A 24,018-nucleotide genomic window follows, 5' to 3' on the forward strand; every position below is an offset into this window, starting at 1 on the left:
GTGCGATATGCGAACATTTTTGTGGTGTCGATCACTTTTGCGTGGTCTTATACTATCGATTACACAGAAGGCCGGCAACCAGTTTTGCGGCGAAATTTTGCAACGGAGGTTGACGTGAGAAACGGCAAGGGATTAAGCAGCTTGGCTACGCTTTTTGGAGGCAGAAGCAAGGAGAAGGACCCGAACGCACTCGACCGCGAAGAGGTTTTTGCCAGCCGGCAAGCGCGCCAAGAGCACCCCGACTCACCCTCCGGCGTCATCGAGCTCACCGCCGTCGACGTCGAGCGCGCCCACGGCATCGCGCTGATCACGCTGGAGACCCACGACGGCTCCCCCATCCCCGGCTACGAGCCGGGCTGCCACGCGGATTTTTTGCTCCGCTCCCCCGAAGGCGAGGAGCTGGTCCGACAGTTCTCCCTGTTTCCCATGCACCACCTCAGCGCCGAAGACTCCGGTCAGCGCGCCATCTACGGCATCGAGGTGAAGCTGGAGACGGATTCGCGGGGCGGCTCCATCGCCGCCCACAACATCGAGCCGGGAGACACGGTGCGCATCCTGCCACCCCGCAACAACTTCGGCCTCGCCCCCGGCGCGAAGCGCTCGATCCTAGTGGGCGCAGGCGTGGGCATAGCGCCGATTTTCTCGCTGGCGCGCGAGCTGCAGATCCAGCAGGCGGACTACTCCGTGCTGTATTTCGCATCCAGCCAGGAGCGGGCGCTGATGCGTCACCTCATTGACACCTACCTCCATGGACAGACCAAGAGCATCTTCGCCACCGGCGAGCGCGACAAGCAGTCCGGCTACATCGAGGAAGCCCTCGCCGCATCCGACAGCGCCCCGGAGGACACCCACCTGTACGTGTGCGGGCCGCAGGGGTTCATGGACGGCGTCATGGAGGTCGCATCCCAACACCTGCCAAAAGCCAACATCCACTTCGAGGCCTTCCGCGCCGCGGAGGAAACCCTTGCCGGCAACCACGACGCGGACGGCCCGTTCGAGGTCGTGCTCAACGGCGAGACCTACGCGGTGCCGGAGGGCGAGAGCGTCCTGGATGTCTTCGAAGACGAGGACGTGCCGATTTTGTCGCAGTGTTCGGAGGGCACATGCGGTACCTGCATCATGCGCGTCGTGGACGGCACCCCGGACCACCGCGACAGCATTTTCACGGAGGAGCAGCACGAAAACGGCGCCTTTGCTACGTGCGTCTCCCGCTCACTGTCGCCCACCCTTACCCTGGAGCGGTGGAAGAACTTGCGCGGCTAAAGCATGCGCACCATCACCACACCCGCCAGCACAATGGCAAGCCCGGTGAGGCGGTAGGGCGTGGGCACGCTGCGGCGCCCGCCGGTGCCCACGCCGAGGGATTCAAGCACCTGGCCACAGATGATGTTGCCCACCAGCGCCGCAATCACGGTGGTGCCGGTGCCAAGGATCGGCGACAACGCTGCGCCGCCGAACACGAAGAACGCGCCGAGCATGCCGCCTAGCCACATCCACCACGGCCCCGGCGCGATACCGGTGGCCAGCGCCCGGCGCGGACCGGGCAGCACCACGGACATGACCGCCAGCAGCGCAAGGCCCACTACGAGGGAAATTTGGCCCGCTTGTAGCGAACTGCCCAGCGCGCGGCCGAGGTGGCCGTTGACTGCGGTTTGGGTGGCCGAGCCCATGCCCATGACCACGCCGAAGGCACGCAAGAGCCACAGTGTGGCGCCTTCGGCGGTGCCGTGGATGGTTGGTGTGCGGCCGATTTCCAGCACCATGGCGATGCCGCCGACCACGATCAGCGCGCCCAGAAGGCGCAGCGGCCCCACGGCAACCTGCGGGGACTGGAACAGCCCGAACCGGTCGATCAGAAGTCCCATGATCACCTGGCCCAGAATCGGCAGGATCACGGTCTGCACCGGGCCGAGTTTGGGGAACAGGACGATGTTGCCGGCGATGAACATCACGCCCATGAACCCGCCGAGCCATGCCCACCACGGCTGCGCGGTGGCCGTCGCTAAGTCTGGCACCAGTGCCCCACTGGCACCCCAGGCGATGACGGAGGCGACCACCACCGCGACGATGAAGGACACAAACGTCGCGGCGATCGGCGAGCCGACGCTTTGTCGCAGCCGGGTGTTAATCGCGGTCTGGACGGGCACGATCGCCCCCACCAGCATGGCCATGAGCAGCAGCACTGTGTTCTCCTCCCTCAAGCTGAACAGGCAGCCGGGGCGAAATGCGCCCGGCTGCCTGCCCTACACGTTGCGACGGCTACTCGTCCGTCGGGATCGTGTCCATGTTCTCCAGCATCTTGGCTACGTAACCGGTGTTGAACTCGCCGGAGCGGAACTTGTCACTGTTGATCAGCTGGGCCTGGAACGGCGCGGTGGTGACCACACCGTCGACCTTCAGCTCGTCGAGCGCGCGCAGGGTGCGCTCGATGGCCTCGTCGCGGGTGTCCGCCCAACAGATGAGCTTGCCCACCATGGAGTCGTAGAACGGCGGGATGGTGTAGCCGGTCTCGATGTGAGTGTCCATGCGCACGCCGAAACCGCCGGGTGCGCGGTAGTGCTCGATCTTGCCGGGGCGCGGAGCGAAGTTCTCGTTCGGGTCCTCGGCGTTGATGCGGCACTCGATGGCGTGACCGCGGATCTGGATGTCTTCCTGGGTCAAGCGCAGCTTCTGCCCGGAGGCGATGCGCAGCTGCTCCTGGATCAGGTCCACACCCGTGATCATCTCGGTGACCGGGTGCTCCACCTGGATGCGCGTGTTCATCTCGATGAAGTAGTACTTGCGCTCGATGTTGTCGAAGACGAACTCGACGGTGCCGGCGTTTTTGTAGCCCACCTCTTTACAGAGGTTGATGGCGGCTTCTTGGAGGCCGGCGCGGAGCTCATCGTCAATCGCGGGCGAGGGCGCTTCCTCGATGAGCTTCTGGTTGCGGCGCTGCGAGGTGCAGTCGCGCTCGCCGAGGGCGATGGCGTTCTCGCCGTCCGCGAGCACCTGGATCTCAATGTGGCGGATATCGGTGAGGTAGCGCTCGATGTAGACGGACGAGTCGTTGAACGCGGACTGCGCCTCGTTCATGATCTCGTTGAGGTCTTTTTCCAGCGTGTCCTCGGACTCCACCACTCGCATGCCGCGGCCACCGCCACCAGCGGCGGCCTTGATCAGAAGCGGGAAGCCAGTTTGCTTAGCGACGTCTAAAGCTTCCCCGAACTCAGTCACCACACCATCGGAGCCGGGCACCGTGGGCACGCCGGCCGCCTGCGCGATCTTCTTCGCCTCGATCTTGTCGCCCATGCGGCGGATGTGCTCCGACGACGGGCCGACGAAGCCGATGTTTTCGTCTTCGACCATCTTGACAAAGTCGGACTTCTCGGAGAGGAAGCCGTAGCCGGGGTGGATGGCGTCGGCTTTGAACGCCATCGCGGCGGAGACGATCAGCTCGGGGCTGTTGTAGCTCTTCGCGGCGTTGGCAGGGCCGATGCACACAGCCTGGTCGGCTTCTTTGACCGGCAGGGAGTCGCGGTCGCCCTCCGAGTACGCGAGGATGCTCTTGATGCCGAGCTCCTTGCAGGCGCGGATGACGCGCAGCGCGATCTCGCCGCGGTTGGCAATGAGGACGCTGTCCAGCAGCTTTTCAGATTCAGCCATGGGGTACCTACTTCGGCTCGATGACCATCAGCGGCTGGCCGTGTTCGACGGCGTCCTCGTTGTCCACGAGGATCTCGGTGACGGTGCCTGCGGTCTTCGCTTCGATGTTGTTCATCAGCTTCATCACTTCGACGATGCAGAGCACCTGGCCGACCTCGACGGTGTCGCCGACCTTCACAAACGGGTCCGCGCCCGGCTTCGGGGCGGCGTAGAAGGTGCCCACCATCGGGGACTTGACCTCCACGCCGTTGCCGGAGGACGCCGGAGCGGCCTCAGGCTTGGGCGCCTCTTCCTTCGGCGCCTCGGCGGGCGCAGGCGTCGGAGCTTCGGCCTGTGACGGTGCCGGGGACTCAGCCTTCGGCGCTTCCGGTGCTACAGGTGCCGGGGCCGGTGCGGCCGCCGGGGCTGCCTTGAGATGGCTCAAGCCACCCGGGGTCTTGGACAGGGCGAGCTCAATGTCTCCGTACTTGATGCTCAGCTCTTCGATGTCGCCGGACTGGTTAACCCACTCAAGCAGGGACTTCAGTTCGTTGAAGTTGGTGGTGTCAGACATGGTTTACTGCTCTCCTTTTTTGGTCAGATTGATTTCGAGGTCGTCGGTCTTGAGGTGGAATTCGCCGGAAGTGGTGGTCTCGTAGATCTTCTGCACGAGCTTGGTCAGCTCGCCGCCCGGCACGCCTTCGCCCTGGCCTGCGCGGCCTTCGGCGACGAAGCGGCGCATCTCGTCAACGTTGTTGCCCGGGATGTTGGCGCGCAGCAGCAGCGTGTCGATGTCGTCGTCCGGGTACTGCTCTTTCAGGCCCGGCAGGCGCGGCTCGAGTTCCGGGCGGCCCTCCTTGATTTCGGAGGAGCCGTTAGCCTTGATCTTCTCCAGCGCGTCCGGATCGATCGGCGCGAGCGGCTCACCGTAGTGGCCGAGCGCGTACTTCTTAATCTCGTTCGGCACCACGGAGTAGCGCTCGCCGGAGATCACGTTCATCACAGCCTGGGTGCCCACGAACTGTGCGAACGGGGTGATCATGATCGGGTAGGCCAGCTCCTCGCGCACGCGGGCGGTTTCGTAGAGGAGGTCTTCGAAACGGTCCGACAGGCCCGCGGTGGCCAGCTGGGATTCGAAGTTGGTGAGCATGCCGCCCGGCAGCTGGTGCATGTAGTGCACGCCGTCGAATGCGCGGGGCTTGCCCACCGGCTTGTCCTCGCGGTCGGCGATTTCCTGGAGCTTCTGGCTGGCGTTGTCCACGCGCTCGTCGTCGATGTTGACGGTGTAGCCCAGTGCGCGCAGGTCGCGGGCGAGTGCCTGGGTGGCGGGCTGGCCCTGGCCGTTGGCCAGCGGGGCGATCGAGGTGTGGATGGAGTCCACGCCGAGCTCCGCCGCGTAGATGTAGGTCAGCGGGGACAGGCCGGTCAGGGAGTGAGTGTGGACCTCCAACGGGAGGTCGTTGCCGATGGCGCTGCGGATCGCCGGGACCAGCGTCTTCATGCGGTCCGGGGTGAGCAGGCCGCCGGCATCCTTGAGCATGATGCGGTCCACGTCGGTGCGCTCCACCAGCTCCTGAGCCTTGTCGATGTAGAGCTGGTCGGTATGCACCGGGCTCAGGCAGTAGGACAGGCAGCCATAGGTCTCGGCACCGAGCTCCTTTGCCAGGATGAGGGTATCGGCGATGTTGTCAATGTCGTTGAGGCCGTCGAAGGCGCCGATGACGCGGAAGCCGTTGGCGTAGAGGCGCTCAACCCACGCGTGGATGACGTCGTCAGGCAAAAAGTCGAAAGACGCGAGGTTGCGGGAGCGAACCATGGAGCGGAACTTCGTGTTCGGCGCAGCCTCGTGCACCTTGCGCACGCGCTCCCAGGGGTCCTCCCTGAGGTAGCGCACCGGCACGTCGAACTGGATCGGGGCGACCAGGTCCACATGCTCGAAGCCGGCGTTGGTCACGTCGTCGAGCAGATCCATGATGTGCTCGGTGCGCATGCGGGTCGCCCAGATGGACTGGTGCGCGTCGCGCAGCGTGGTGTCGATGATCTTGATCTCTCGCTCACTGTCCGCCGGTCGACCACCCGCGGCGAAGATTTCAGCGAGGCTCTCTGTGCTCAGCTCTTCTGGGCTAAGTGCCATTGTTCCTCCTTAGAAACGCCAGACCGTGGCAACTGCCGAGTGGCTAGCCACCGTTGCGCTCAATGTACGCCCGGAAAAGTGTGGCGCGCGACTCATTTAATCCCAAACTTGTGAAACCGCACCTTGAGGGCACTTATGCGTGACAAACCACTCCCCCCGTTCTGGGGTGCGCAGAAAGCACGAGCGTTCGCATACCGAACACAACGCTGGTGCCGACCGCCCCGGAAACCCGCAACGAGCTGCAGTTTCTCTCCGACACTTCACGCAAAGCGCGCCGAAGACGACGTGTTTCGGATCATTCCGCACCCAACAACGTGATCTAGGCAATACATTTTCCGTCAAACAGCCGTCTCTGAAGGAGGACCCTTGAGTACGAAACAACGCTTCACAATGGGCACGACCCATATCGAGGCCGAACGCCCGGCAGACAGGAAGTCGCTCGGCGCCAGCCTCATCGGCCAGCTGCTCGAATGGTTCGAGTGGAGCTCCTACGCCGTGTTCGCGCCGTTCATCGCGGCCGCCTTCTTCGACAAATCCGATCCCACCTCAGCACTGCTGGCCACTTTCGGTGTCTTCGCCGTCGGCTTTTTGGTCCGCCCGCTCGGCGGCATCATCTTCGGCCGCATCGCAGACCGCGTGGGCCGCAAGAACGTGCTGATGATCACGATCATCATCATGGCGCTGTCCGCCGTGGTCATCGGCGTGATGCCCACATACGAGCAGATCGGCATCTGGGCGTCCATTGGCCTCCTGCTGGTGCGTGTGATCCAGGGCTTCGCCCACGGCGGCGAATCCGCCACCGCCAACAGCTACATCCCGGAGATCGCCCCGCGCGACCGCCGCGGCAAGTGGGGCTCCATGGTCTACATGTCCATCTTCGGCGGCTCAGTGATCGCCTACACCCTCGGCGGGATCATTTCGCTTGCGCTTACCGACGAGCAAATCGGCGCGTGGGGCTGGCGCATCCCGTTCTGGCTGGGCGCCGCTGCCGCGTTCGTGGCCCTGTACCTGCGCCGCCACATGCAGGAGTCCGAGCACTTCAACGAGATCCAGGAAGGCGGCGCCGAGTCCTACGACGACCTCTCGGCCACCCGCCCGCAGACCCCGGTCCGCTCCAACTGGATGAACATCCTGCTGGTCATCGGCATGGTCTCCGGTGTCACTGCCGCGCACTACACCTGGACCTCCTACGTGTCCACCTACGCGATCACCCACGCCGGCATGTCCACCCAGGGCGCGTACTGGGTGTCCGTGTTCGCGCAGACCTGTGGCCTGATCGCTCTGCCGCTGTGGGGTGCGCTGTCTGACCGCATCGGCCGTAAACCCGTGATGTACACCTTCGCCATTGCGGTGGGCCTGCTGCAGATCCCGCTGATGGGCATGATCGATTCCCGCCCGTGGACCATGCTGGTGGCCGCCACCATCGCCGTGGTGGCCGTCGCCGCCGGCGGCGCGCTGCTGGCCCCGGTGATGGCGGAGGTCTTCCCCACCTCCCAGCGCACCAGCAGCATCGGCTTCGCCTACTCGCTGTCCGTCGCCGTCTTCGGCGGCACCGCGCCGTACATCTTCCAGTGGTTCACGTCCCAGGGCCTAACGCACGTCTCCGGCATCTACGTGGTGGTGCTGTGCGTGCTCACCCTGATCAGCATGAAGATCCTCCCGGAGACCAAGGGCATCGACCTCCGCGACGCCTAAGGGCTTTACGCCTCCTGCTGCTGCGCCATGCGCCAGCGGATGCCGGCCTCCAAAAAACCGTCGATGTCGCCGTCGAGGACCTTCTGCGGGTCGCCGACCTCAAAGTCGGTGCGCAGGTCCTTGACCATCTGGTACGGGTGCAGCACGTACGAGCGCATCTGGTTGCCCCAGCTGGCGTTGCCGCCGGCGCCGAGGGCATCCATCTCGGCCTTTTCCTCCTGGCGCTTCTTCTCCAGCAGCTTGGACTGCAAGACGTTGAGCGCCGAGGCCTTGTTCTGAATCTGGGACTTCTCGTTTTGGCAGGTCACCACAATGCCAGTGGGAATGTGGGTGATGCGCACCGCCGAGTCGGTGGTGTTCACCGATTGCCCGCCGGGGCCGGAGGAGCGGTAGACATCGACGCGGATGTCGGAGTCCGGGATGTCGATGTGGTCGGTCTGCTCCACCACCGGCAGCACCTCCACCTCGGCGAACGAGGTCTGGCGCCGCGCCTGGTTGTCAAAGGGCGAGATACGCACCAGGCGGTGCGCGCCCTGCTCCACCGACAGCTGGCCGTAGAGGTACTCGCCGTGCACCACGAAGGTGGCGGACTTGATGCCGGCCTCTTCTGCGTAGGAAATGTCGTAAATATCCACCTTGTGGCCTGCTTTTTCCGCCCAGCGCACATACATGCGCATGAGCATCTCGGCCCAGTCCGCGGCGTCCACGCCACCTGCGCCGGAGCGGATATGCACCACGGCCTCGCGCTGGTCGTACTCGCCGGAGAGCATGGTCTGCACCTCCAGCGAGTCGATCTGCGCGGCCACGTCCTCCAGCTCCTCGTCGGCCATGGAGGAATCGCCTTCTTCTTCGGCGAGTTCGTACATCACCGGCAGGTCGTCGATACGCGAGCGAAGCGAGGCGACCTTCTTTAAACGCCCCTGCACATTCGACAGCTCGGTGGTGACCTTTTGCGCGTGCGCCGGGTCGTCCCAAAGCGACGGGTCCCCGGCTTGCGCCTCCAGCTCGCGGGCGCGCTCGCGCAGGACGTCCAGGTCCATCACCTTCTCAATGGTGGAAAGTGTGGAGCTTAAGTCCTTGATCCGCGTCTGAGTTTCCGGCTGCATAGGGGCAAAGTCTAGCGAACCGCCTGACGCGGCCACCAAGACGGGATACAGTGGCCTGCGACCCCACACGGGCGCCCGGGGCACCGGGCTGAGATCGCGCTTATGCCCGCGCGAGCACCGTTCGAACCTGTCTGGTTAGCACCAGCGAAGGAAGGAGAAGGTCGTGGCTCACGACATCTATGCACATGAAATCCACCCGAAGCACTCCTACGCCCCCATTGTGAAGGATGGCCTGGAGGTTCCGGAGACCGCGATCCAGCTGGATGATTCCCCCACAGGGCCGAACGAGCCGTTCAAGATCTACCGCACCCGCGGCCCGCACGCGGAGCCGGAGGTGGGCCTGCCCAGCCTGCGAGGCGAGTGGATCGCGGAACGCGGCGATGTTCAGGAGTACACAGGCCGCGAGCGCAATTTGCTTGACGACGGCCGCGCGGCCGTCAAACGCGGCGCCGCCAGCGAGGAGTGGCGCGGCGAGTCCCGCACACCGCTGCGGGCGAAAGACGGCCAGCGCGTGACCCAGATGGCCTACGCGCGCCGCGGGGAAATCACCCGCGAGATGGAGTTCGTGGCGCTGCGCGAGCACTGCGACGTGGAGAAGGTGCGCGAAGAGGTCGCCGCAGGCCGCGCCATCATCCCGAACAACGTCAACCACCCGGAAAGCGAGCCGATGATCATCGGCAACGCATTTTTGACCAAGATCAACGCCAACATCGGCAACTCCGCGGTGACATCTTCCATCCGCGAGGAGGTGGACAAGCTGCGCTGGGCCACCCGCTGGGGCGCGGACACCGTGATGGACCTGTCCACCGGCGACGACATCCACGCCACCCGCGAGTGGATCCTGCGCAACTCCCCCGTCCCCATCGGCACCGTGCCGATCTACCAGGCGCTGGAGAAGGTGGGCGGCATCGCAGAGGACCTGACCTGGGAGATCTTCCGCGACACCGTGATCGAGCAGTGCGAGCAGGGCGTGGACTACATGACCGTGCACGCCGGCGTGCGCTTGCCGTACGTGCCGCTGACCTCCAAGCGCGTCACCGGCATCGTCTCCCGCGGCGGCTCGATCATGGCCGGCTGGTGCCTCGCCCACCACAAGGAATCCTTCCTGTACGAGAACTTCGACGAGCTGTGCGAGATCTTCTCCCAGTACGACGTCGCATTCTCGCTTGGCGACGGGCTCCGCCCCGGCTCCGTGGCCGACGCCAACGACGCCGCGCAGTTCGCGGAACTGAAAACCATCGGCGAGCTGTGCAAGCGCGCCTGGGACTACGACGTCCAGGTCATGATCGAAGGCCCGGGGCATGTGCCGCTGAACATGATCCAGGTGAACAACGACAAAGAGCAGGAGTGGTGCGGCGGGGCGCCGTTTTACACGCTCGGCCCCCTGGTCACCGACATTGCGCCGGGCTACGACCACATCACGTCTGCCATCGGCGCGGCCAACATCGCGGCCGGCGGCACGGCGATGCTGTGCTACGTCACCCCGAAAGAGCACCTGGGGCTTCCCAACCGCGACGACGTGAAAACCGGCGTGATCACCTACAAGGTCGCCGCCCACGCCGCCGATGTGGCCAAGGGCCACCCGGGCGCGCGCGACTGGGACGACGCGATGAGTAAGGCCCGCTTCGAGTTCCGCTGGCACGACCAGTTCGCGCTCTCTCTCGACCCGGAGACGGCGCAGTCTTACCACGACGAGACGCTGCCGGCGGAGCCCGCAAAGACGGCGCACTTCTGCTCGATGTGCGGCCCGAAGTTCTGCTCCATGCGCATCTCGCAGGACATCCGCGACGAGTTCGGCGACCAGATCGCGGACCTTGGCATGCCGTCCTTCGACTTCGACGTGGATGCCGCTCCCTCCGACGCGCGCGAGGGCGAACAGGAGATGGCGCGCGAATTCCGCGACTTGGGCTCGAACGTGTATCTGCAGGAAAGCGAGGACACGGTCTCCGGCGCCGCGGCCGCAGGCTCCGGCACGGACGCCCCGTCTGCGCAATAATGGCCGCGTGACTGACACCCAAGCGTTTATTTCCGACCACCGCAACGATTCCGACGCCGAGCTCGCCGCGGCGCTCGTGCGCCACGCCGGCCAGCTGGCGCTGCGTATGCGCGCGAGCGGCCTGGACGCGGAGGTGAAAACCTCCGTCTCCGACGTGGTCACGGAGGCGGACCGCGCGACCGAGAAGTTCGTGGCAGACGTGCTCGAGGCGCTGCGCGGCGACGACGGCGTGATCGGCGAGGAGGGCGCCTCCCGCGCCTCTTCTACCGGCCGCACGTGGGTGATCGACCCGGTCGACGGCACCTACAACTTCTCGCAGGGTTCGGATTACTTCTGCTCGGCGCTCGCGCTTGTAGACGACAACTCCGCCCACTCCCCCGCCATCGGCGCCGTGCACCGCCCCGCCACGGACACCACGTGGATCGCGGCGGACGGTGTGGCCACGCGTGACGGGGTGGAGCTTGGGGGGTTGGCGGAGTCGTCGCTAGGCGAAAGCGCAGTGGTGACCTACCTGCACCCAACGTTTATGGCTAACGACGATGTGCGCGAGTCGTGGCTGCGCGTGGTGTCGGGCGCAGCGACGATGCGCATGATGGGTGCGGGGTCTGTGGACCTGTCGAATCTCGCCTCCGGGCAGATGGGCGCGTGGCTGCAGCACACCGTGCCGGATTGGGATTGGCTGCCGGGCAAGGCGCTGGTCGAGGCCGCCGGCGGGCGCTGCGTCAAGGTCGACGCCGGTGGGGTGACCTGGTGCGTCGCCGGAAATCCGCAGATCGTGGGCGAGATCGCCGAGCGCCTGCGGGGGTAGCGGGGCTAGCCTTCCCTACGGCAAGCGGAACCCGCCCGGGATGTCGCCGAGCACGGCGTCCATGCGCAGCGCGCCCGTCGGCGCGTGCAGCGGGCCCTGCAGCGGGGTGCGGCAGGCCACGTTGAACGGCGGGCCCCAGATGCCGCCGTTGATCATGCCGATCACGCGGTCGCCCACCATCAGCGGCGCGCCCGAGTCGCCCTGCATGGCGCAGACCTGGTTGGTGTTGCGCGCCTCCCAGTCGGAGTAGGTGTAGCCGCAAGTGGTGCCGGAGGCCACGCCGGTCTTGCACACCACACCGCCGGGCTTGACCGGCGCGCCGCCCAGGTGGTTGACGGTCACGCCGTTGTAGGAGCGGGTGACCTCGGTGTTGTCTGCGAGCGTGATCACCGCGTAGTCCAGCTCACGGTTGACGTGGGTGATCGTGCCGGTGCGGCCGAGCTGCCAGGAATCCGCGGAGCGCACCGCGTCGCCCACGTTGCCGCAGTGGCCGGCGGTGACGGCGATCTTCTCGCCGCGGTCGTTGAAACCTGCGGCGGTGGTGGTACACATCACTTCCTTGCCGGGCTCGGACCCGACGTAGAGCGGGGTGCTCGGGCCGTAGAGGGCGCGGCCGCGACGCATCGCTTCGTCGGATTCGGCCGGAGTGCGCGGGGCATCGAAGAAGGAGCCGGGGACGCGGTGCAGGACCTTGTCCGCCATGGGCTTTCCCGCCAGAGCTTTGGATACTGGGTCGGTGCGCCAGACGTAGTTGACCAGGTCGCCTACCGGCGCCTCCGCGTTTTGCGCGTGCGCCGCAGGGCTGCCCACAACCGCCGAGGTGACGAGCAAAAACGCGGCGGTAAGCAGGCGGGCGGCGGACGAGCGGCGCATAGCAACCCCAATCACATTGGCAACATGAGTATCAACAGAGATATTCAATCACATCTTTTTCGCCCGCGGTAAGCATTGCGCGCAGTTAGAGTGAACGCATGACGCAATCCCCGAAACTAACTGGACACCTCGCAAAATTTGAACCCGCCATCGACGCCACCCGCGAGAAGCGCGAAGAGCTCTACAAGTGGTTTCACCAGCACCCGGAGCTGGCGATGCAGGAAGTGGAGACATCCAAGCGGATTGCGGATGAGCTCGCCGCCATCGGCTTCGACGTCACGCCGGTGGGTGCAACCGGCCAGGTCGGCGTGCTGGAAAACGGCGACGGCCCGACACTGTGCTTCCGCGCGGACTTCGACGCGCTGCCGATTGCCGAGGCCACGGGCCTGGACTACTCTGCGGACCCGTCGATAGGCCGCATGCACGCCTGCGGGCACGACATGCACACCGCCGCACTCTTGGGCGCGGCGGAGGTGCTGGCGCAGCACCGCGATGCGTGGTCCGGGACCTTCATCGCGCTGTTCCAGCCCGGCGAAGAAACTGGCGCCGGAGCTCGAGACATGAAGGACAGCGGCCTGGCCGACAAGATCCAGACACCCGACGTGGTGCTGGGCCAGCACGTGGGCACCATGATGGACGGCTACGGCGTGGGTGCTCTGTCTGGCCCGGTGCTGGCCACGTGCGTGCAGACGAAAATCACGATCTACGGCTCCGGCTCCCACGGTTCCATGCCCCACACCGGCATTGATCCGGTAGTGATTGCGGCCAAGATCATCCTGAGCCTGCAGACCATCATCTCCCGCGACGTGGACCCCCAGGAGATGGCGGTGCTCACCGTCGGTGCGGTGCACGGCGGCGACTCTCCGAACACGATTCCGGATTCGGTGGAGCTGAAGGTCTCCACCCGCACCTACACCGAAGCGATGTCCCAAAAGATCAACGCGGACATCGAGCGCATCGTGCGCGGCGAGTGCGAGATCGCCGGCTGCGAGCGCGAGCCGGAATTCGAGATCGTCGGTTCCGCACCGGAGTTCTGGAACGACGAGGACACCACCGAAACGGTCATGGCGGCGTTTACGGAGCAGTTCGGCGACCAGGCGCGCGACTTCGGGCGCCTGTCCGGCTCGGAGGACTTCCCCACCATCGCCAACGCGTGGGGTGTGCCGTATTTCTACTGGGTCGTGGGCAGCAACGCCGACCCGGACGCCCCCTACAACCACTCCCCCAAGTTCGCGCCCGACCTCGACCCTGTGCTGGACCTGTCCACCCGCGCGATCATCGCCGGCATCTCGCCGTGGCTGATGCGCGGCTGAGGCGGTACCTTGAGCGCATGCACGAAGCCGTCAACGCCGAACAGCACGAACCCCAGCAGCAACGCCCCCGCCTGATCGTCCCGGATCTGGCGCGCGGCACCGCCCTATTGGGCATCGCGATGGCCAACGCCGCCCAGGCTTGGGTGATCAACGACTGGTCGGAGGACCAGTCCCGCGTCGGCTGGTCCGTCGGCGGCGTGCGCCCGGACAGCGTGATCGACCAGGTAAGCGCCGTCTTCGCCGCCATGTTCATCCACGTGCGCGGCCTGCCGATGTTCTCCACGCTGCTGGGCTTCGGCTTCGGGCTGGTGGCGGCCAGCCTGTACCGCAAGCACTACCCCGCCAAGCAGGCCCGGCGCGTGCTGTACCGCCGCTACGGCGCGCTGGCGCTGTTCGGTGTGGCGCACATGTTCCTGCTGTTCTACGGCGACATCATGTTCAACTACGGGCTGGTGGGCATACTGCTCGCCGCGATGCTCACGCTCAGTTCAAAAACGCTGCGCATCATCGCCTACACCATCCTCGGCCTGTTCACGGCCTTCGGCGTCGCCGGCGGCATCGCGTCGTTCTTCTTCGACGCCTCCGGCGGCTTCAACCAGTCCGACCCCACCGCCACCTTCGACACTCCCGGCGCGTACTTTGCCTCAAACCTGGATATGGCGCTTGGGATGCTGGTCGCGCAGCCGTTCGCTGCGGTGCAGCTGTTAGCGCTTGCCATCATCGGGTACGTGTGGGCGCGGGAGCAGGTGCTTACCGACGTCCACGCGCACCGCCGCACCCTCATCACCTGGAGTGTCATCGCCGGGCTAATCGTCCTCTGCGTCGGCCTACCCTGGGGCTTAGCCGCCGCCGGCGTACTGCCGGACGAGTGGGAGCTGCCACTGTTCGTGCTCAACCAGGCGCTGGGCTACCTCACCGGCCCGGGCATCCTGGCGCTGCTCGCGCTGGCCACGCACGAGCTAAACAACCAGGTCCCGGGTTGGGCGCGCGCGTTCGTGGCGCTAGGCAAGCGCTCGATGTCGGGGTATCTCGCGCAGTCGTTCCTCTTCATCGCGATCTGCACCCCGGCGTTTCTGGGCATCGGCCTGGACACCTCGGTCACCGGCAAGCTGCTCATTGGCTTCGTGGTCTGGTTGATTACGCTGCTGCTAGCGGTTGCACTGGACCGTGCGGGCAAGCAGGGCCCGTTCGAGTGGGCGCACCGCCACCTCTCCTACGGCAAGACGGGAAGGATTGAGCCGAAATATGATCAGCCTCAAATCACTGCATGAGATGACGCCTTTGCAAGTCCACCAGCTGTACAAGCTGCGTGTGGACGTCTTCGTGGCGGAGCAAAACTGCCCCTTCAACGAGATCGACGACCAGGACGCGAACCCTGACACCCGCCACATCCTCGCCTTCGACGGCGACACGCTGGCCGGGTGCGCCCGCGTCTTCCCCACCGAGGACGGCTCCCGGTTCGGCCGGTTTGTGGTCCACCCCGACCACCGCGGGTCCGGCCTCGGCCCGGAGATCGTGCGCACCGGCATCGCCTACACCGAGCGCTTCCCCGGCGACCTCATCGTCGAGGCGCAGTCCGGCCTGGTGGGCTACTACGAGCAGTTCGGGCTCGTTGCAGAGGGCGACGAGTTCCTCGACACCGGCGTCCCGCACAGAAAAATGCGGCTGGCCCGCTAGGGGGATCAGCCGCATCGTTGCAGGTAAAACTGCTACGTGTCGGACCTGCGGTCGTCGACAAGCGTGTCGTTCTCGCCTCTGCGATCCAACCTGAAGCCCTCCGGGAACTTCCAGGAATCGTCCTCCGCGTCGTACTCGAGCTCGGGGCGCTCGACCTCTTTGCCTTCCGAGTCGTAGCCCGGCGCGGGCTTGTTCTCGCCCTCCTCGAGCTTCTCCGCGGTGTCGGTCTTCTCCCAGGTGCGGGAGCGGGTCTTGCGCGCCGCGGCGGAGTCGTCGTTCATCGCCTTCGTCAGCGAGTACATCATGACGAAGTACATGAAGAAGAACGGCAGCGCGATGATGATCACGACTTGCTGCAGCGCGTCGATGCCGGAGTCGTTGATGAACAGCAGGGCGCCTGTGACCAAACCGACGGCGACGACCCAGCCGACCCGGTAGTAGGTGGGCGACTTGTTCTCCTCGCCGGAGGCGAACATATCCATAACCACCGCGGCGGAGTCCATGGAGGTGACAAAGTAGAACACGATCACCACAAGCGCCACGGTGCCGGTGACGGCGTAGAGGGGGTAGTCCGCCAGCAGGGTAAACAGCGCCTGCGGGGTGTCGCCGTCTTCGACGACTGGCTTGGTCAATACGCCCGGGTCCTGCTCTTCCATGTCGATGGCGGCGCGGCCGAAGATGGAAAACCAGATCAGGTCGAAGGTGGTGGGCAAAAGCAGCGTGCCGCCGATGAACTCGCGCACGGTGCGGCCGCGGGAGATGCGGGCGAAGAACATGCCCACAAACGGCGACCAGCAAATCGTCCACGCCCAGTAGAAGGCGGTCCAGGTGGCGTGCCAGCCCGGGTTGTCGTTGTAGGAGTCCACCCAGAACATCAGCTCCGGCAGCGACTGCGCGTAGATGCCGAAGGACTCGGTGATCTGGCCAAGCAGCTTCAGCGTGGGGCCGGTGAGCAGCACGAAGATCATCAACGCGATCGTGCCGACGATGTTCAGGTTGGACAGGATCTTCACGCCTCTATCCAGGCCGGTGGCCACGGAGATCGAGGCGACCAGGGTGATGCCGCAGATGACCGCGATCTGCACGGGGGTGACCAGTGGGACGTCCCAAAGAATGTTCATGCCCGCAGAAATCTGCAGTACACCCAAGCCCACGGACACGGCGAGGCCGAAGACGGTGCCGATGATGCCCAGAGCGTCCAGCAGCTTGCCCGGGGTGTCGTACACCTTGCCGCCAAGCAGCGGCGAAAACATCGAGGACATACGTGCGGGCATCTTTCGCTTATAGACGAAGTACCCCACGGCCAGACCCGGCAACGTGAAGATGACCCACATGTGGATGCCGAAGTGGTAGTAGGTGAACTGGAACGCCTGGATAATCGCCTCGCGGCTCATGGAGTCGTAGCCTCCGCGCGGCGGGTTGTAGGCGTGGTTGAGCGGCTCGGCCGCACCCCAGAACATCAGCGTGGCACCCATGCCGGCGGCGAACAGCATGGCGAACCAGACGGGGTAGGAATACTCCGGCTCGTCGTCATCATCGCCCAAGCGCAGGTTGCCATAGCGGGAGACGAACACCACGATGAGGAATACCAGCGTGGCCGACACACCGCCGACGTAAAGCCACGTGAAGTGGTCCATCAGCCAGCCGGAGATGTCCGCGTAGGTTTGGCGAGCCCGATCGCCGAACGCCAAGGTGGCTGCGACGAACACCAGGATGAAACCCAGCGCGGAGAAGAAAATCAGGGGATCAGTTTGCAAACGGCGTGTGCGCGCCATGCTTAGTCCTAACTATATTTTTGGCAGCGTTAACGCCCGGGCTTGATCAGCGTGCCGGCGAGGGACGACGTGACGGCGGAGCCCACCAACACGCCGATGGTGTAGAGGATCCCGGTCACCCCCAGCATCTGCAGCAGCCAACCGAAAAACAGCGCGCCAATAACGGCGCCCGCGATTGCGACGACCCAACGGCCCATGGTGAAAACCTTCCCTTTAGCGTTTGATGGTCTGTCCGCACCACGGTACCGATTTGCTAGGCTCAGCCTCTGCAACGCGGGCTTGAAAGGAATGAAAACCGTGGCAAACACCGTGGAAAACAACGAACAAAAACTCCTCGAGCGATTCATGTGGCTTTCCATCGCCGCAGCAGCACTGACCATCGCGCTGAAAGCGACTGCAGCGCTTGTGACGGGCTCCGTGGGCTTCCTTTCAGACGCCATCGAATCCGGAATCAACCTCGTCGCCGCCGCTGTGGGCCTGTGGGCACTGAAACTGTCCGCCAAACCTGCGGACGCCAACCACCACTTCGGCCACGCCCGCGCTGAGTATTTCTCGGCGCAGGTGGAGGGTTCGCTGATTCTGCTGGCGTCTGTAGCGATCATCTACACCGCCATCGGCAGGTTGATCAACCCCGTGCCGGTAGAGCAGCTCGGCATCGGCCTTGCGTTTTCTGTGGCCGCGATGGTGCTCAACGGCGCAGTGGGTGTGCTACTTATCCGCGCGGGCAAGAAGTACCGCTCCACCACGCTGGATGCTGACGGGCACCATGTGCTTACAGACGTCTGGACCACCGTCGGAGTCATCGTCGGCATGGCGCTGGTGTGGCTGACGGGCTGGCAGCCCCTGGACCCGATCGTGGCGCTGGTGGTGGGCGCGAACATCATGTTCACCGGCTACAAGCTGCTCAAGGGCGCAATCCTGGGCCTGCTGGCGGAGTCGCTGCCGAAGGAAGAAAACCAGATCGTGCACGCCTACCTGGACGAGTACGCCGCCGCCAACGGCGTGAAGTTCACCTCGGTGCGCACCACCGCGGCCGGCCGCGAGCGCATGGTCAACCTGGTCATGCAGGTCCCCGGCGGCTGGTCCGTTGCCCGCGCCCACGACCACGCCGACGAGGTGGAGGTCGGCGTGGCCGAAGCCCTCGGCGGCGCGGAGACGATCGTCCACGTGGAGCCGCTGGGGCATCCCACCCGCACCGGCCCGATGACGGTCTAGGGATCCCTTCTGCCGGGTGCCCCTCCAGCCCCCGCGCGGATCTGCTAGTTCCGTTTTTGGGCAACTAGCAGATCAAGTGTCCAACTTTTCGTTTCCCCAGGTGATATTGGAACCCGGTTTCAGCAACAGCATCATCTGCTAGTTCCGTTTTCGAGCAACTAGCAGATCCTCACATCACCGCCCGCAACCCGCCCCACCTGGACCTCGAAAACGCATAGGCTGGCGGCCATGGCTGATTCGATTAAGGATCCCGAGCTCTACGAGGCCCTGCTGCGCGAGGGCAACTCCAAGTCCAAGGCCGCCGCCATCGCGAATGCGGCGGCGCGCGACGGCCGCTCCACAGTCGGCGAGCGCGGCGGCGAGTCCGGCTCCTACGAGGACTGGACCAAAGACGAGCTGTACGAACGCGCCAAGGAGCTCGACATCGAGGGCCGCTCCGAGATGACCAAAGATGAGTTGATCGAGGCCCTTCGTGACTAAGCCGCCCCTCGACCTGCGCTGTTATTTTGTCACTGGCCAGGGCCCGGACGTCGTGGAGCGCGCCCGCCAGGCTGCGGCCGGCGGCGCGGGCGTGATCCAAGTCCGCTCGAAACCGATCACGGCGCGCGAGCTCTACGCGCTCTCCTGCGCCGTCGCCGAGGCTGTCCACTCCGTCAACCCACAAACACATGTGCTTATCGACGACCGCGCCGACGTCGCCGCCGCCCTCCGCAACCAGGGCATCTCCGGCGTCCACGTCGGACAGGACGACCTGGATGTGCGTGTGGTGCGCGAGCTGCTTGGCCCGGACGCGATCATCGGCCTGACCACCGGCACCCTGGAGCTGGTCCAAGCCGCCAACGAGCACAAGGGCGTTATCGATTACATCGGCTGCGGGCCGTTTCGCGCCACGCCCACGAAGGATTCCGGCCGCGCCCCCATCGGGCTGGACGGCTACCCGGAGCTGGTCGCCGCCTCGGAGCTGCCGCTGGTGGCCATCGGCGACGTCACCTCCGACGACGCTTACGACCTGGCCCGGACGGGCGTGGACGGCCTGGCGATCGTCCGCGGCATCATGCACGCCGACGATCCGAAGACCTACTGCGAGCGCGTCGTCGCGGAATTCGACCGCGCCACCTAGTACGAGCTGAACCCGTCGCCGGTCAGTTCGTGCACCTCGTCGCCGGTAATGGCCGGGTTGAACACGGACACGAGCACGAGGTCTTCGTTCTTGCCGCCGCGCAGGTAGTGCGGGTCATGCTTGTCCAGCACGTAGATGGTGCCCGGGGTGATGGGGTAGACGTTGCCGTTGGTGTCTTCCACCTCGCCGGAGCCGGCGATGCAGTAGCAGGCTTCCAGGTGGTTGCGGTATTCCAGCTTGGATTCGGTGCCAGCACGGACCACGGTGTGGGCGACGGCGAACCCCATGTCGTCGCGAGCGGTGAGCAGGCGTTCGCTGGTGCCGCCGCCCCATTCGACGGTTTCTACGTCTTCGCGGGATCGGATGAACATTTGCACTCTCCTTGAATCTCGTCTCTCACATGTTCACCTGCCACGGTATCGAAATTCCCGGAATCACCGCCGAGAAAGCGCTACCCTCTTTGGTGTGATTATCTCGGTCGTCGGCGCAGGAATTATTGGTTTGACCACCGCGCTTACCCTCGCGGATCGCGGCCACACGGTCACCATCCACGACCCAGATCCCGCTTCCGGGGCCTCCCATCACGCGGGCGGCATGCTCGCCCCGACGGCGGAGGTGGTGTACAAGCAGGACCCGCTCTTCCCGCTGATGCGCGCCTCCGCCGAGTGGTACCCGGACCTGATCAAACTCACCGCCAAGTACTCGGATTTACCCACGGGCTACCGCACGGACGGCACCCTCGTGGTCGCGCGCGACATCGCGGACAAGACCCACCTGGACGACCTGCGCGATTACCAGTCCCGCCACGGCATGGCGGTGGACAAGCTCACCACGCGCGAAGCCCGGAAGCTCGAGCCGGCGCTCTCCCCCGCCATCAACGGCGCGGTCAGCATCGACGGCGACCACCAGGTGCAGCCCCGCCTGTTTACGCGTGCGCTTCTCGACGCCTGCCGGTCCGCGGGCGTCACCTTCACCACCGACCGCATCGACAGTCTTGACCAGCTCGACGATGCCGACCAGGTAGTCGTCGCCAACGGGCTCGGCGCCCAAGAGCTCGTCCCAGGCCTAGACCTGCGCCCGGTCTACGGCGACGTGCTGCACGTCCGCGTACCGAAGCACCAGTACCCGCTGCTCACGCGCGTGGTCCGCGGGTTCGTGGAGGACCGCCCCGTCTACCTCATCCCTAGAGAGGACGGCACGCTGACCATCGGCGCGACCACCCGCGAGGACGGCCGCGATACGCCCCAGGTCCAGGGCATCCACCAGCTGCTGCGCGACGCGATCGAGCTCGTGCCGGCGCTGGAGGAGTGCGACTTCGTCGAGGCCACCGCGGGCGCGCGCCCGGGCACGCCGGACGACTTGCCCTACCTCGGCCGCATCGACGAGCGCACGGTCGTGTCCACCGGCTACTTCCGGCACGGGATTCTGCTTGCGGGGTTGGGGGCGCGGGTTGGGGCGGAGCTCGTCGATAGGCATGAGCCCTCAATAGACTTGACTGCGTGCGACCCGAGGAGGCATTCATGAACATCACGCTCAACGGAGAAGCGACCACCACCGCCGCCACGACGGTAGAGGAACTGGTGGCGGAGGTCGGCGCGCCCGCGGACGGCACCGCGGTGGCCATCGACGGCGAGGTCGTGCCGCGATCACAGTGGACACAAAAGCTTATCGACGGCTGCTCCGCCGACATCCTCACCGCAGTGCAAGGAGGCTAAACGTGCTGGAGATTGCCGGAAAGCAGTTCGGCTCGCACCTGATCATGGGCACGGGCGGGGCGAGCTCCTTTGACATGCTGGAGCAGGCGCTTGAAGCCTCTGGCACGGAGCTGACCACGGTGGCGATGCGCCGCCACTCCGCCACAACCGGCGGCGGCGAGAGCGTGTTCGACCTGCTGAAGCGCCTGGACATCGCGCCGTTGCCGAACACCGCCGGCTGCCGCACCGCGCGCGACGCGGTGATCACCGCGAAGCTGGCGCGCGAGGCGCTGGGCACCGATTGGGTGAAACTGGAGGTCATCGCGGATGACCGCACCCTGCTTCCCGATGTGGTGGAGACGGTGGACGCCTGCGAGATGCTCGTCGACGAGGGCTTTACCGTGCTGGCCTACACCTCCGACGACCCGGTGGCCGCCAAGCGCCTCGAGGACCTGGGCGCGGCTGCGGTGATGCCGCTGGGCTCGCCGATCGGCACCGGGCTTGGGATCCTCAACCCGCACAACATCGAGCTGATCTGCTCGCGCGCGGAGGTGCCAGTGCTTATCGACGCCGGCGTGGGCACCGCCTCCGACGCCTCGCTCGCCATGGAGCTGGGCTGCTCCGGAGTGCTGCTGGCGAGTGCGGTGAACCGCTGCCAGGACCCGGTGGCGATGGCGCAGGCCATGCGGCACGCGGTGGAGGCCGGCAGACTGGCCCGCGCCGCCGGGCGGATTCCGAAGCGTGAGCACGCCGTGGCATCCTCCACCTTCGACGGCCTGGCCAGCTGGGCGGACGAGGTTTTGTAAGTGCTGCCCGAGCGAGAACTTAAGCGCACCGCGCGCCAGATGAACCTGCCCGGCTTCGGCCCGGAGCAGCAGCAGCGGCTTTACGACGCCCACGTGCTGGTCATCGGCGCGGGCGGCCTGGGCTGCCCGATCATGCAGACGCTGGCGGCCACCGGCGTCGGCCACATCACGGTGTGGGACGACGACACGGTGGACATCACCAACATCCACCGCCAGATCCTCTTCGGCGCGGACGATGTGGGCCGCAGGAAGATCGACGTGGTCGCCGAGCGGTTACGCGCCCTCCAGCCGGACATTGAAGTGAACACCGTGTTCGACCGTCTCACCCCCGACAACTTCATTGGGGCGCTCGAGGGCATCGACCTGCTCATCGACGGCTCCGACACGTTTGCCACCAAATTCCTCGCCGCCGACGCCGCCGAGGTCACCGGCACGCCGCTGCTGTGGGGTTCGGTGCTGCGCTACCGCGGCGACATTGCTTTGTGGTGGTCTGGCCCCGGCGCGCCCGCGGACGGGGTGGGGCTTCGCGACCTCTACCCCACCCAGCCGGACGCGGATTCCGTGCCGGATTGCGCCACCGCCGGCGTGCTCGGCGTGACCACGTCGGTGGTCGGCTCGCTCATGTCCACCGAGGCGGTGAAGTTCCTCACCGGCATCGGCGAGGTGCACATCGGCCGTCTGCACATGTACGACGCACTGTCCGCCACCATCCGCCGCTTCACCGTCACCCGCGACCCGGCGCGCGAGCTCGCCACGCACTTGGGCACCTACACCAAAGCGTGTTCGGCAAGCACCGAAGGGCAAGAGCTTTTCAGAGCCCTCACGGCCCACCGCCTCCCCTCCCTCGACGTCCGCGAACCGCACGAGAAGGCGATCGCGGATCTACCCGCGCCGGGGATAAACCTCCCGCTCAGCGAGGTGGAGCGAGACCCGGAGGCGGTATCGAGGGCGCTCGAGCAGTTCTCACCCGGCGACGAGGTTGTTGTGTATTGCGCTGGTGGTGTGCGCTCGGATCGGTTTGTCAACGACCACGCCGAACTAGCCGAAACATTGGGGATTTCTTTGAAATCTTTGCCCGGAGGCGTGCAACGCTGGGCATAAATTGCAATACTCTTGTCATGCAGATCACAAAACCCGCCCCCATTGTTGCCACCGCCACTCTCATCGTCGCCGCTGCCACGCTCGCGCCGGCTGCATCCGCCAACAGCGCCGCCTACTCCAACACCGCAGGCGACGTCCGCTGTGAGATCTACCAGGTCCAGGGCACCACGAAAACCATCTGTGTGTCCGACCCCGCGCGCAAGGCACAGCCGGAGTGCAACCCGCCGGAGCAGCTCGCCCCGGCCGTAAGCGTTGGTGGTGGGTCCGCCGATGTTCACTGCTGGAACCAGGGCTTTACCAACCCGCCCCAGAAGTTGAACCCGCTGCAGGTCAAGCAGCTCGGCTCCGCGTACATCGCCCCGGATTTCTCCGGCAACCTGTACGTGGCGGACATTGCCACCCGCGCGGTCATCCGCGCCGGTGCCACCAACCAGGTGCTGTTCAAGCTCTAGAAGAATCTCATGCGCACTCTTCTCCGCGGCGCCGTCGCTGCTTTCACCGCCACCGCCGCCCTATCCGCCGGCGCAACGTCCGCCTCCGCCAACGAGGGCTTCAACCCCCGGGGCGTGGAGTGGCCCGCCGCCCACGGCGCACTGCCCGCGCAACCGCCGTACGCTACGTTTGCCAACCAACAGAACACTGTGCGCTGCGGTGTCTACGCCATCGGCGGCCAGGACTTCATCCACTGCCTCAGCCTGGTGGACACCATGCCGGGTCACATGTGCGCCGGCCAGGGCAAGGCCAACGCCATGAACCTGGGCAAGTGGGACGCGTGGGACTGTGCCGACACCAACGCCTTCGCCGGCGCCCCAAAGATGGGCAATCTGCAGCTGCGCCGCTACGGCACCACGTTCGTCGCCAGTGACACCAAGGGCAACTTTTTCATCGGCGACCGGGAGCTCAGCCGCATCATCCGCGTCGGCGAGATCAACGACATTTACGCCGACCGCGGCCGCATCATCGCGTTCAACTCGAAGCTGCGCGGCTCGTCCATCCCGGCCATGTCGTCCATATAACCCTCACCCACACATCCGTTCGATTCCGTCGCCTCCGGGATCGGGCGGAAAATTATAATGTCGGC

Annotated in this window: 25 protein-coding genes; 16 read left to right on the forward strand and 9 right to left on the reverse strand. The window is 65.5% G+C overall.

All coding sequences use genetic code 11. The annotated features are described in order from the left end of the window. Window positions 1–141 precede the first annotated feature (141 nt). Entirely contained in the window at window positions 142–1,263 is a 1,122-nt protein-coding gene (locus tag QP996_RS08300; RefSeq protein WP_284872194.1) for a PDR/VanB family oxidoreductase, read from the forward strand. Here QP996_RS08300 and QP996_RS08305 read toward each other — a convergent pair. The 4 genes from QP996_RS08305 to QP996_RS08320 form a co-directional block, all read right to left on the reverse strand. Next, window positions 1,260–2,183, reverse strand: coding sequence for a DMT family transporter (locus QP996_RS08305; RefSeq protein ID WP_284872195.1), 924 nt, complete (start codon window positions 2,181–2,183; stop codon window positions 1,260–1,262). The genes QP996_RS08300 and QP996_RS08305 overlap by 4 nt on opposite strands. A 76-nt stretch (window positions 2,184–2,259) precedes the next feature. Next, a complete protein-coding gene (accC, locus tag QP996_RS08310) occupies window positions 2,260–3,645 on the reverse strand; it encodes an acetyl-CoA carboxylase biotin carboxylase subunit (RefSeq protein WP_284872196.1) in 1,386 nt (461 codons plus the stop codon). Between the two features lie 7 nt (window positions 3,646–3,652). Next, entirely contained in the window at window positions 3,653–4,198 is a 546-nt protein-coding gene (accB, locus tag QP996_RS08315; protein WP_284872197.1) for an acetyl-CoA carboxylase biotin carboxyl carrier protein, read from the reverse strand. Between the two features lie 3 nt (window positions 4,199–4,201). Then, a complete protein-coding gene (locus QP996_RS08320; RefSeq protein ID WP_284872198.1) occupies window positions 4,202–5,758 on the reverse strand; it encodes a pyruvate carboxylase subunit B in 1,557 nt (518 codons plus the stop codon). A gap of 390 nt (window positions 5,759–6,148) precedes the next feature. Between QP996_RS08320 and QP996_RS08325 the strand changes: the two genes are divergently transcribed. Then, the gene (locus tag QP996_RS08325) at window positions 6,149–7,453 is read left to right on the forward strand and encodes an MFS transporter (RefSeq protein ID WP_284872265.1); all 1,305 of its coding nucleotides are present in this window, start codon (window positions 6,149–6,151) and stop codon (window positions 7,451–7,453) included. Window positions 7,454–7,458: 5 nt separating this feature from the next. Here the strand turns inward: QP996_RS08325 and prfB are convergent, their stop codons facing one another. After that, window positions 7,459–8,559: a peptide chain release factor 2 gene (gene prfB, locus QP996_RS08330; RefSeq protein WP_284872199.1), complete on the reverse strand. Its 1,101-nt coding sequence runs from the start codon at window positions 8,557–8,559 to the stop codon at window positions 7,459–7,461. Window positions 8,560–8,722: 163 nt separating this feature from the next. Between prfB and thiC the strand changes: the two genes are divergently transcribed. Continuing rightward, entirely contained in the window at window positions 8,723–10,555 is a 1,833-nt protein-coding gene (gene thiC, locus QP996_RS08335) for a phosphomethylpyrimidine synthase ThiC (RefSeq protein ID WP_284872200.1), read from the forward strand. A gap of 7 nt (window positions 10,556–10,562) precedes the next feature. After that, complete coding sequence (locus QP996_RS08340) at window positions 10,563–11,363, forward strand: inositol monophosphatase family protein (protein ID WP_284872201.1); 801 nt, start codon at window positions 10,563–10,565, stop codon at window positions 11,361–11,363. A 15-nt stretch (window positions 11,364–11,378) separates the two neighbouring features. On the opposite strand, the gene QP996_RS08345 is transcribed toward QP996_RS08340, so the two are convergent. Beyond that, window positions 11,379–12,236 carry a chymotrypsin family serine protease gene (locus tag QP996_RS08345; protein ID WP_070844848.1) on the reverse strand — a complete coding sequence of 286 codons (858 nt, stop codon included), beginning with the start codon at window positions 12,234–12,236 and terminating at the stop codon, window positions 11,379–11,381. 98 nt (window positions 12,237–12,334) lie between these two features. On the opposite strand from QP996_RS08345, the gene QP996_RS08350 reads away from it, so the two are divergent. From QP996_RS08350 to QP996_RS08360, 3 genes are read left to right on the forward strand one after another with little or no spacing between them, the layout of a single operon-like run. After that, the gene (locus QP996_RS08350; RefSeq protein ID WP_284872202.1) at window positions 12,335–13,549 is read left to right on the forward strand and encodes an amidohydrolase; all 1,215 of its coding nucleotides are present in this window, start codon (window positions 12,335–12,337) and stop codon (window positions 13,547–13,549) included. Window positions 13,550–13,566: 17 nt separating this feature from the next. Further along, a complete protein-coding gene (locus tag QP996_RS08355; protein ID WP_284872203.1) occupies window positions 13,567–14,820 on the forward strand; it encodes a DUF418 domain-containing protein in 1,254 nt (417 codons plus the stop codon). Continuing rightward, window positions 14,795–15,226, forward strand: a complete 432-nt coding sequence (locus QP996_RS08360; RefSeq protein WP_284872204.1) for a GNAT family N-acetyltransferase — start codon at window positions 14,795–14,797, stop codon at window positions 15,224–15,226. Before QP996_RS08355 ends, QP996_RS08360 begins: the two co-directional genes overlap by 26 nt. 32 nt (window positions 15,227–15,258) lie before the next feature. On the opposite strand, the gene QP996_RS08365 is transcribed toward QP996_RS08360, so the two are convergent. Continuing rightward, window positions 15,259–17,001: a BCCT family transporter gene (locus QP996_RS08365; protein WP_284872205.1), complete on the reverse strand. Its 1,743-nt coding sequence runs from the start codon at window positions 16,999–17,001 to the stop codon at window positions 15,259–15,261. A 29-nt stretch (window positions 17,002–17,030) separates the two neighbouring features. Beyond that, the gene (locus QP996_RS08370; protein ID WP_284872206.1) at window positions 17,031–17,198 is read right to left on the reverse strand and encodes a glycerol dehydrogenase; all 168 of its coding nucleotides are present in this window, start codon (window positions 17,196–17,198) and stop codon (window positions 17,031–17,033) included. Window positions 17,199–17,289: 91 nt separating this feature from the next. Between QP996_RS08370 and QP996_RS08375 the strand changes: the two genes are divergently transcribed. The 3 genes from QP996_RS08375 to QP996_RS08385 all read left to right on the forward strand — a co-directional run bounded on the left by QP996_RS08375 (window position 17,290) and on the right by QP996_RS08385 (window position 19,336). After that, window positions 17,290–18,216, forward strand: coding sequence for a cation diffusion facilitator family transporter (locus QP996_RS08375; RefSeq protein WP_502870212.1), 927 nt, complete (start codon window positions 17,290–17,292; stop codon window positions 18,214–18,216). Between the two features lie 228 nt (window positions 18,217–18,444). Continuing rightward, window positions 18,445–18,696, forward strand: a complete 252-nt coding sequence (locus tag QP996_RS08380; RefSeq protein WP_284872207.1) for a DUF7218 family protein — start codon at window positions 18,445–18,447, stop codon at window positions 18,694–18,696. Next, a complete protein-coding gene (locus QP996_RS08385) occupies window positions 18,689–19,336 on the forward strand; it encodes a thiamine phosphate synthase (protein ID WP_284872208.1) in 648 nt (215 codons plus the stop codon). Before QP996_RS08380 ends, QP996_RS08385 begins: the two co-directional genes overlap by 8 nt. Here QP996_RS08385 and QP996_RS08390 read toward each other — a convergent pair. Then, window positions 19,333–19,707 carry an ectoine synthase gene (locus QP996_RS08390; RefSeq protein WP_284872209.1) on the reverse strand — a complete coding sequence of 125 codons (375 nt, stop codon included), beginning with the start codon at window positions 19,705–19,707 and terminating at the stop codon, window positions 19,333–19,335. The two genes, QP996_RS08385 and QP996_RS08390, sit on opposite strands and share 4 nt — an antisense overlap. A 94-nt stretch (window positions 19,708–19,801) precedes the next feature. Between QP996_RS08390 and thiO the strand changes: the two genes are divergently transcribed. From thiO to QP996_RS08420, 6 genes are read left to right on the forward strand one after another with little or no spacing between them, the layout of a single operon-like run. Next, entirely contained in the window at window positions 19,802–20,860 is a 1,059-nt protein-coding gene (thiO, locus tag QP996_RS08395) for a glycine oxidase ThiO (protein ID WP_284872210.1), read from the forward strand. After that, window positions 20,857–21,051: a sulfur carrier protein ThiS gene (thiS, locus tag QP996_RS08400; protein ID WP_284872211.1), complete on the forward strand. Its 195-nt coding sequence runs from the start codon at window positions 20,857–20,859 to the stop codon at window positions 21,049–21,051. Before thiO ends, thiS begins: the two co-directional genes overlap by 4 nt. A gap of 2 nt (window positions 21,052–21,053) precedes the next feature. Next, a complete protein-coding gene (locus QP996_RS08405; RefSeq protein ID WP_269951474.1) occupies window positions 21,054–21,836 on the forward strand; it encodes a thiazole synthase in 783 nt (260 codons plus the stop codon). Between the two features lie 39 nt (window positions 21,837–21,875). Then, window positions 21,876–22,937 carry a ThiF family adenylyltransferase gene (locus tag QP996_RS08410; protein ID WP_502870217.1) on the forward strand — a complete coding sequence of 354 codons (1,062 nt, stop codon included), beginning with the start codon at window positions 21,876–21,878 and terminating at the stop codon, window positions 22,935–22,937. A gap of 17 nt (window positions 22,938–22,954) precedes the next feature. Beyond that, window positions 22,955–23,389: a hypothetical protein gene (locus QP996_RS08415; protein WP_284872213.1), complete on the forward strand. Its 435-nt coding sequence runs from the start codon at window positions 22,955–22,957 to the stop codon at window positions 23,387–23,389. Window positions 23,390–23,398: 9 nt separating this feature from the next. Beyond that, window positions 23,399–23,953 carry a hypothetical protein gene (locus QP996_RS08420; protein WP_284872214.1) on the forward strand — a complete coding sequence of 185 codons (555 nt, stop codon included), beginning with the start codon at window positions 23,399–23,401 and terminating at the stop codon, window positions 23,951–23,953. Window positions 23,954–24,018: the final 65 nt, after the last annotated feature.

Source organism: Corynebacterium sp. MSK008, from assembly GCF_030232585.1.
In the GTDB taxonomy this organism is placed as follows: domain Bacteria; phylum Actinomycetota; class Actinomycetes; order Mycobacteriales; family Mycobacteriaceae; genus Corynebacterium.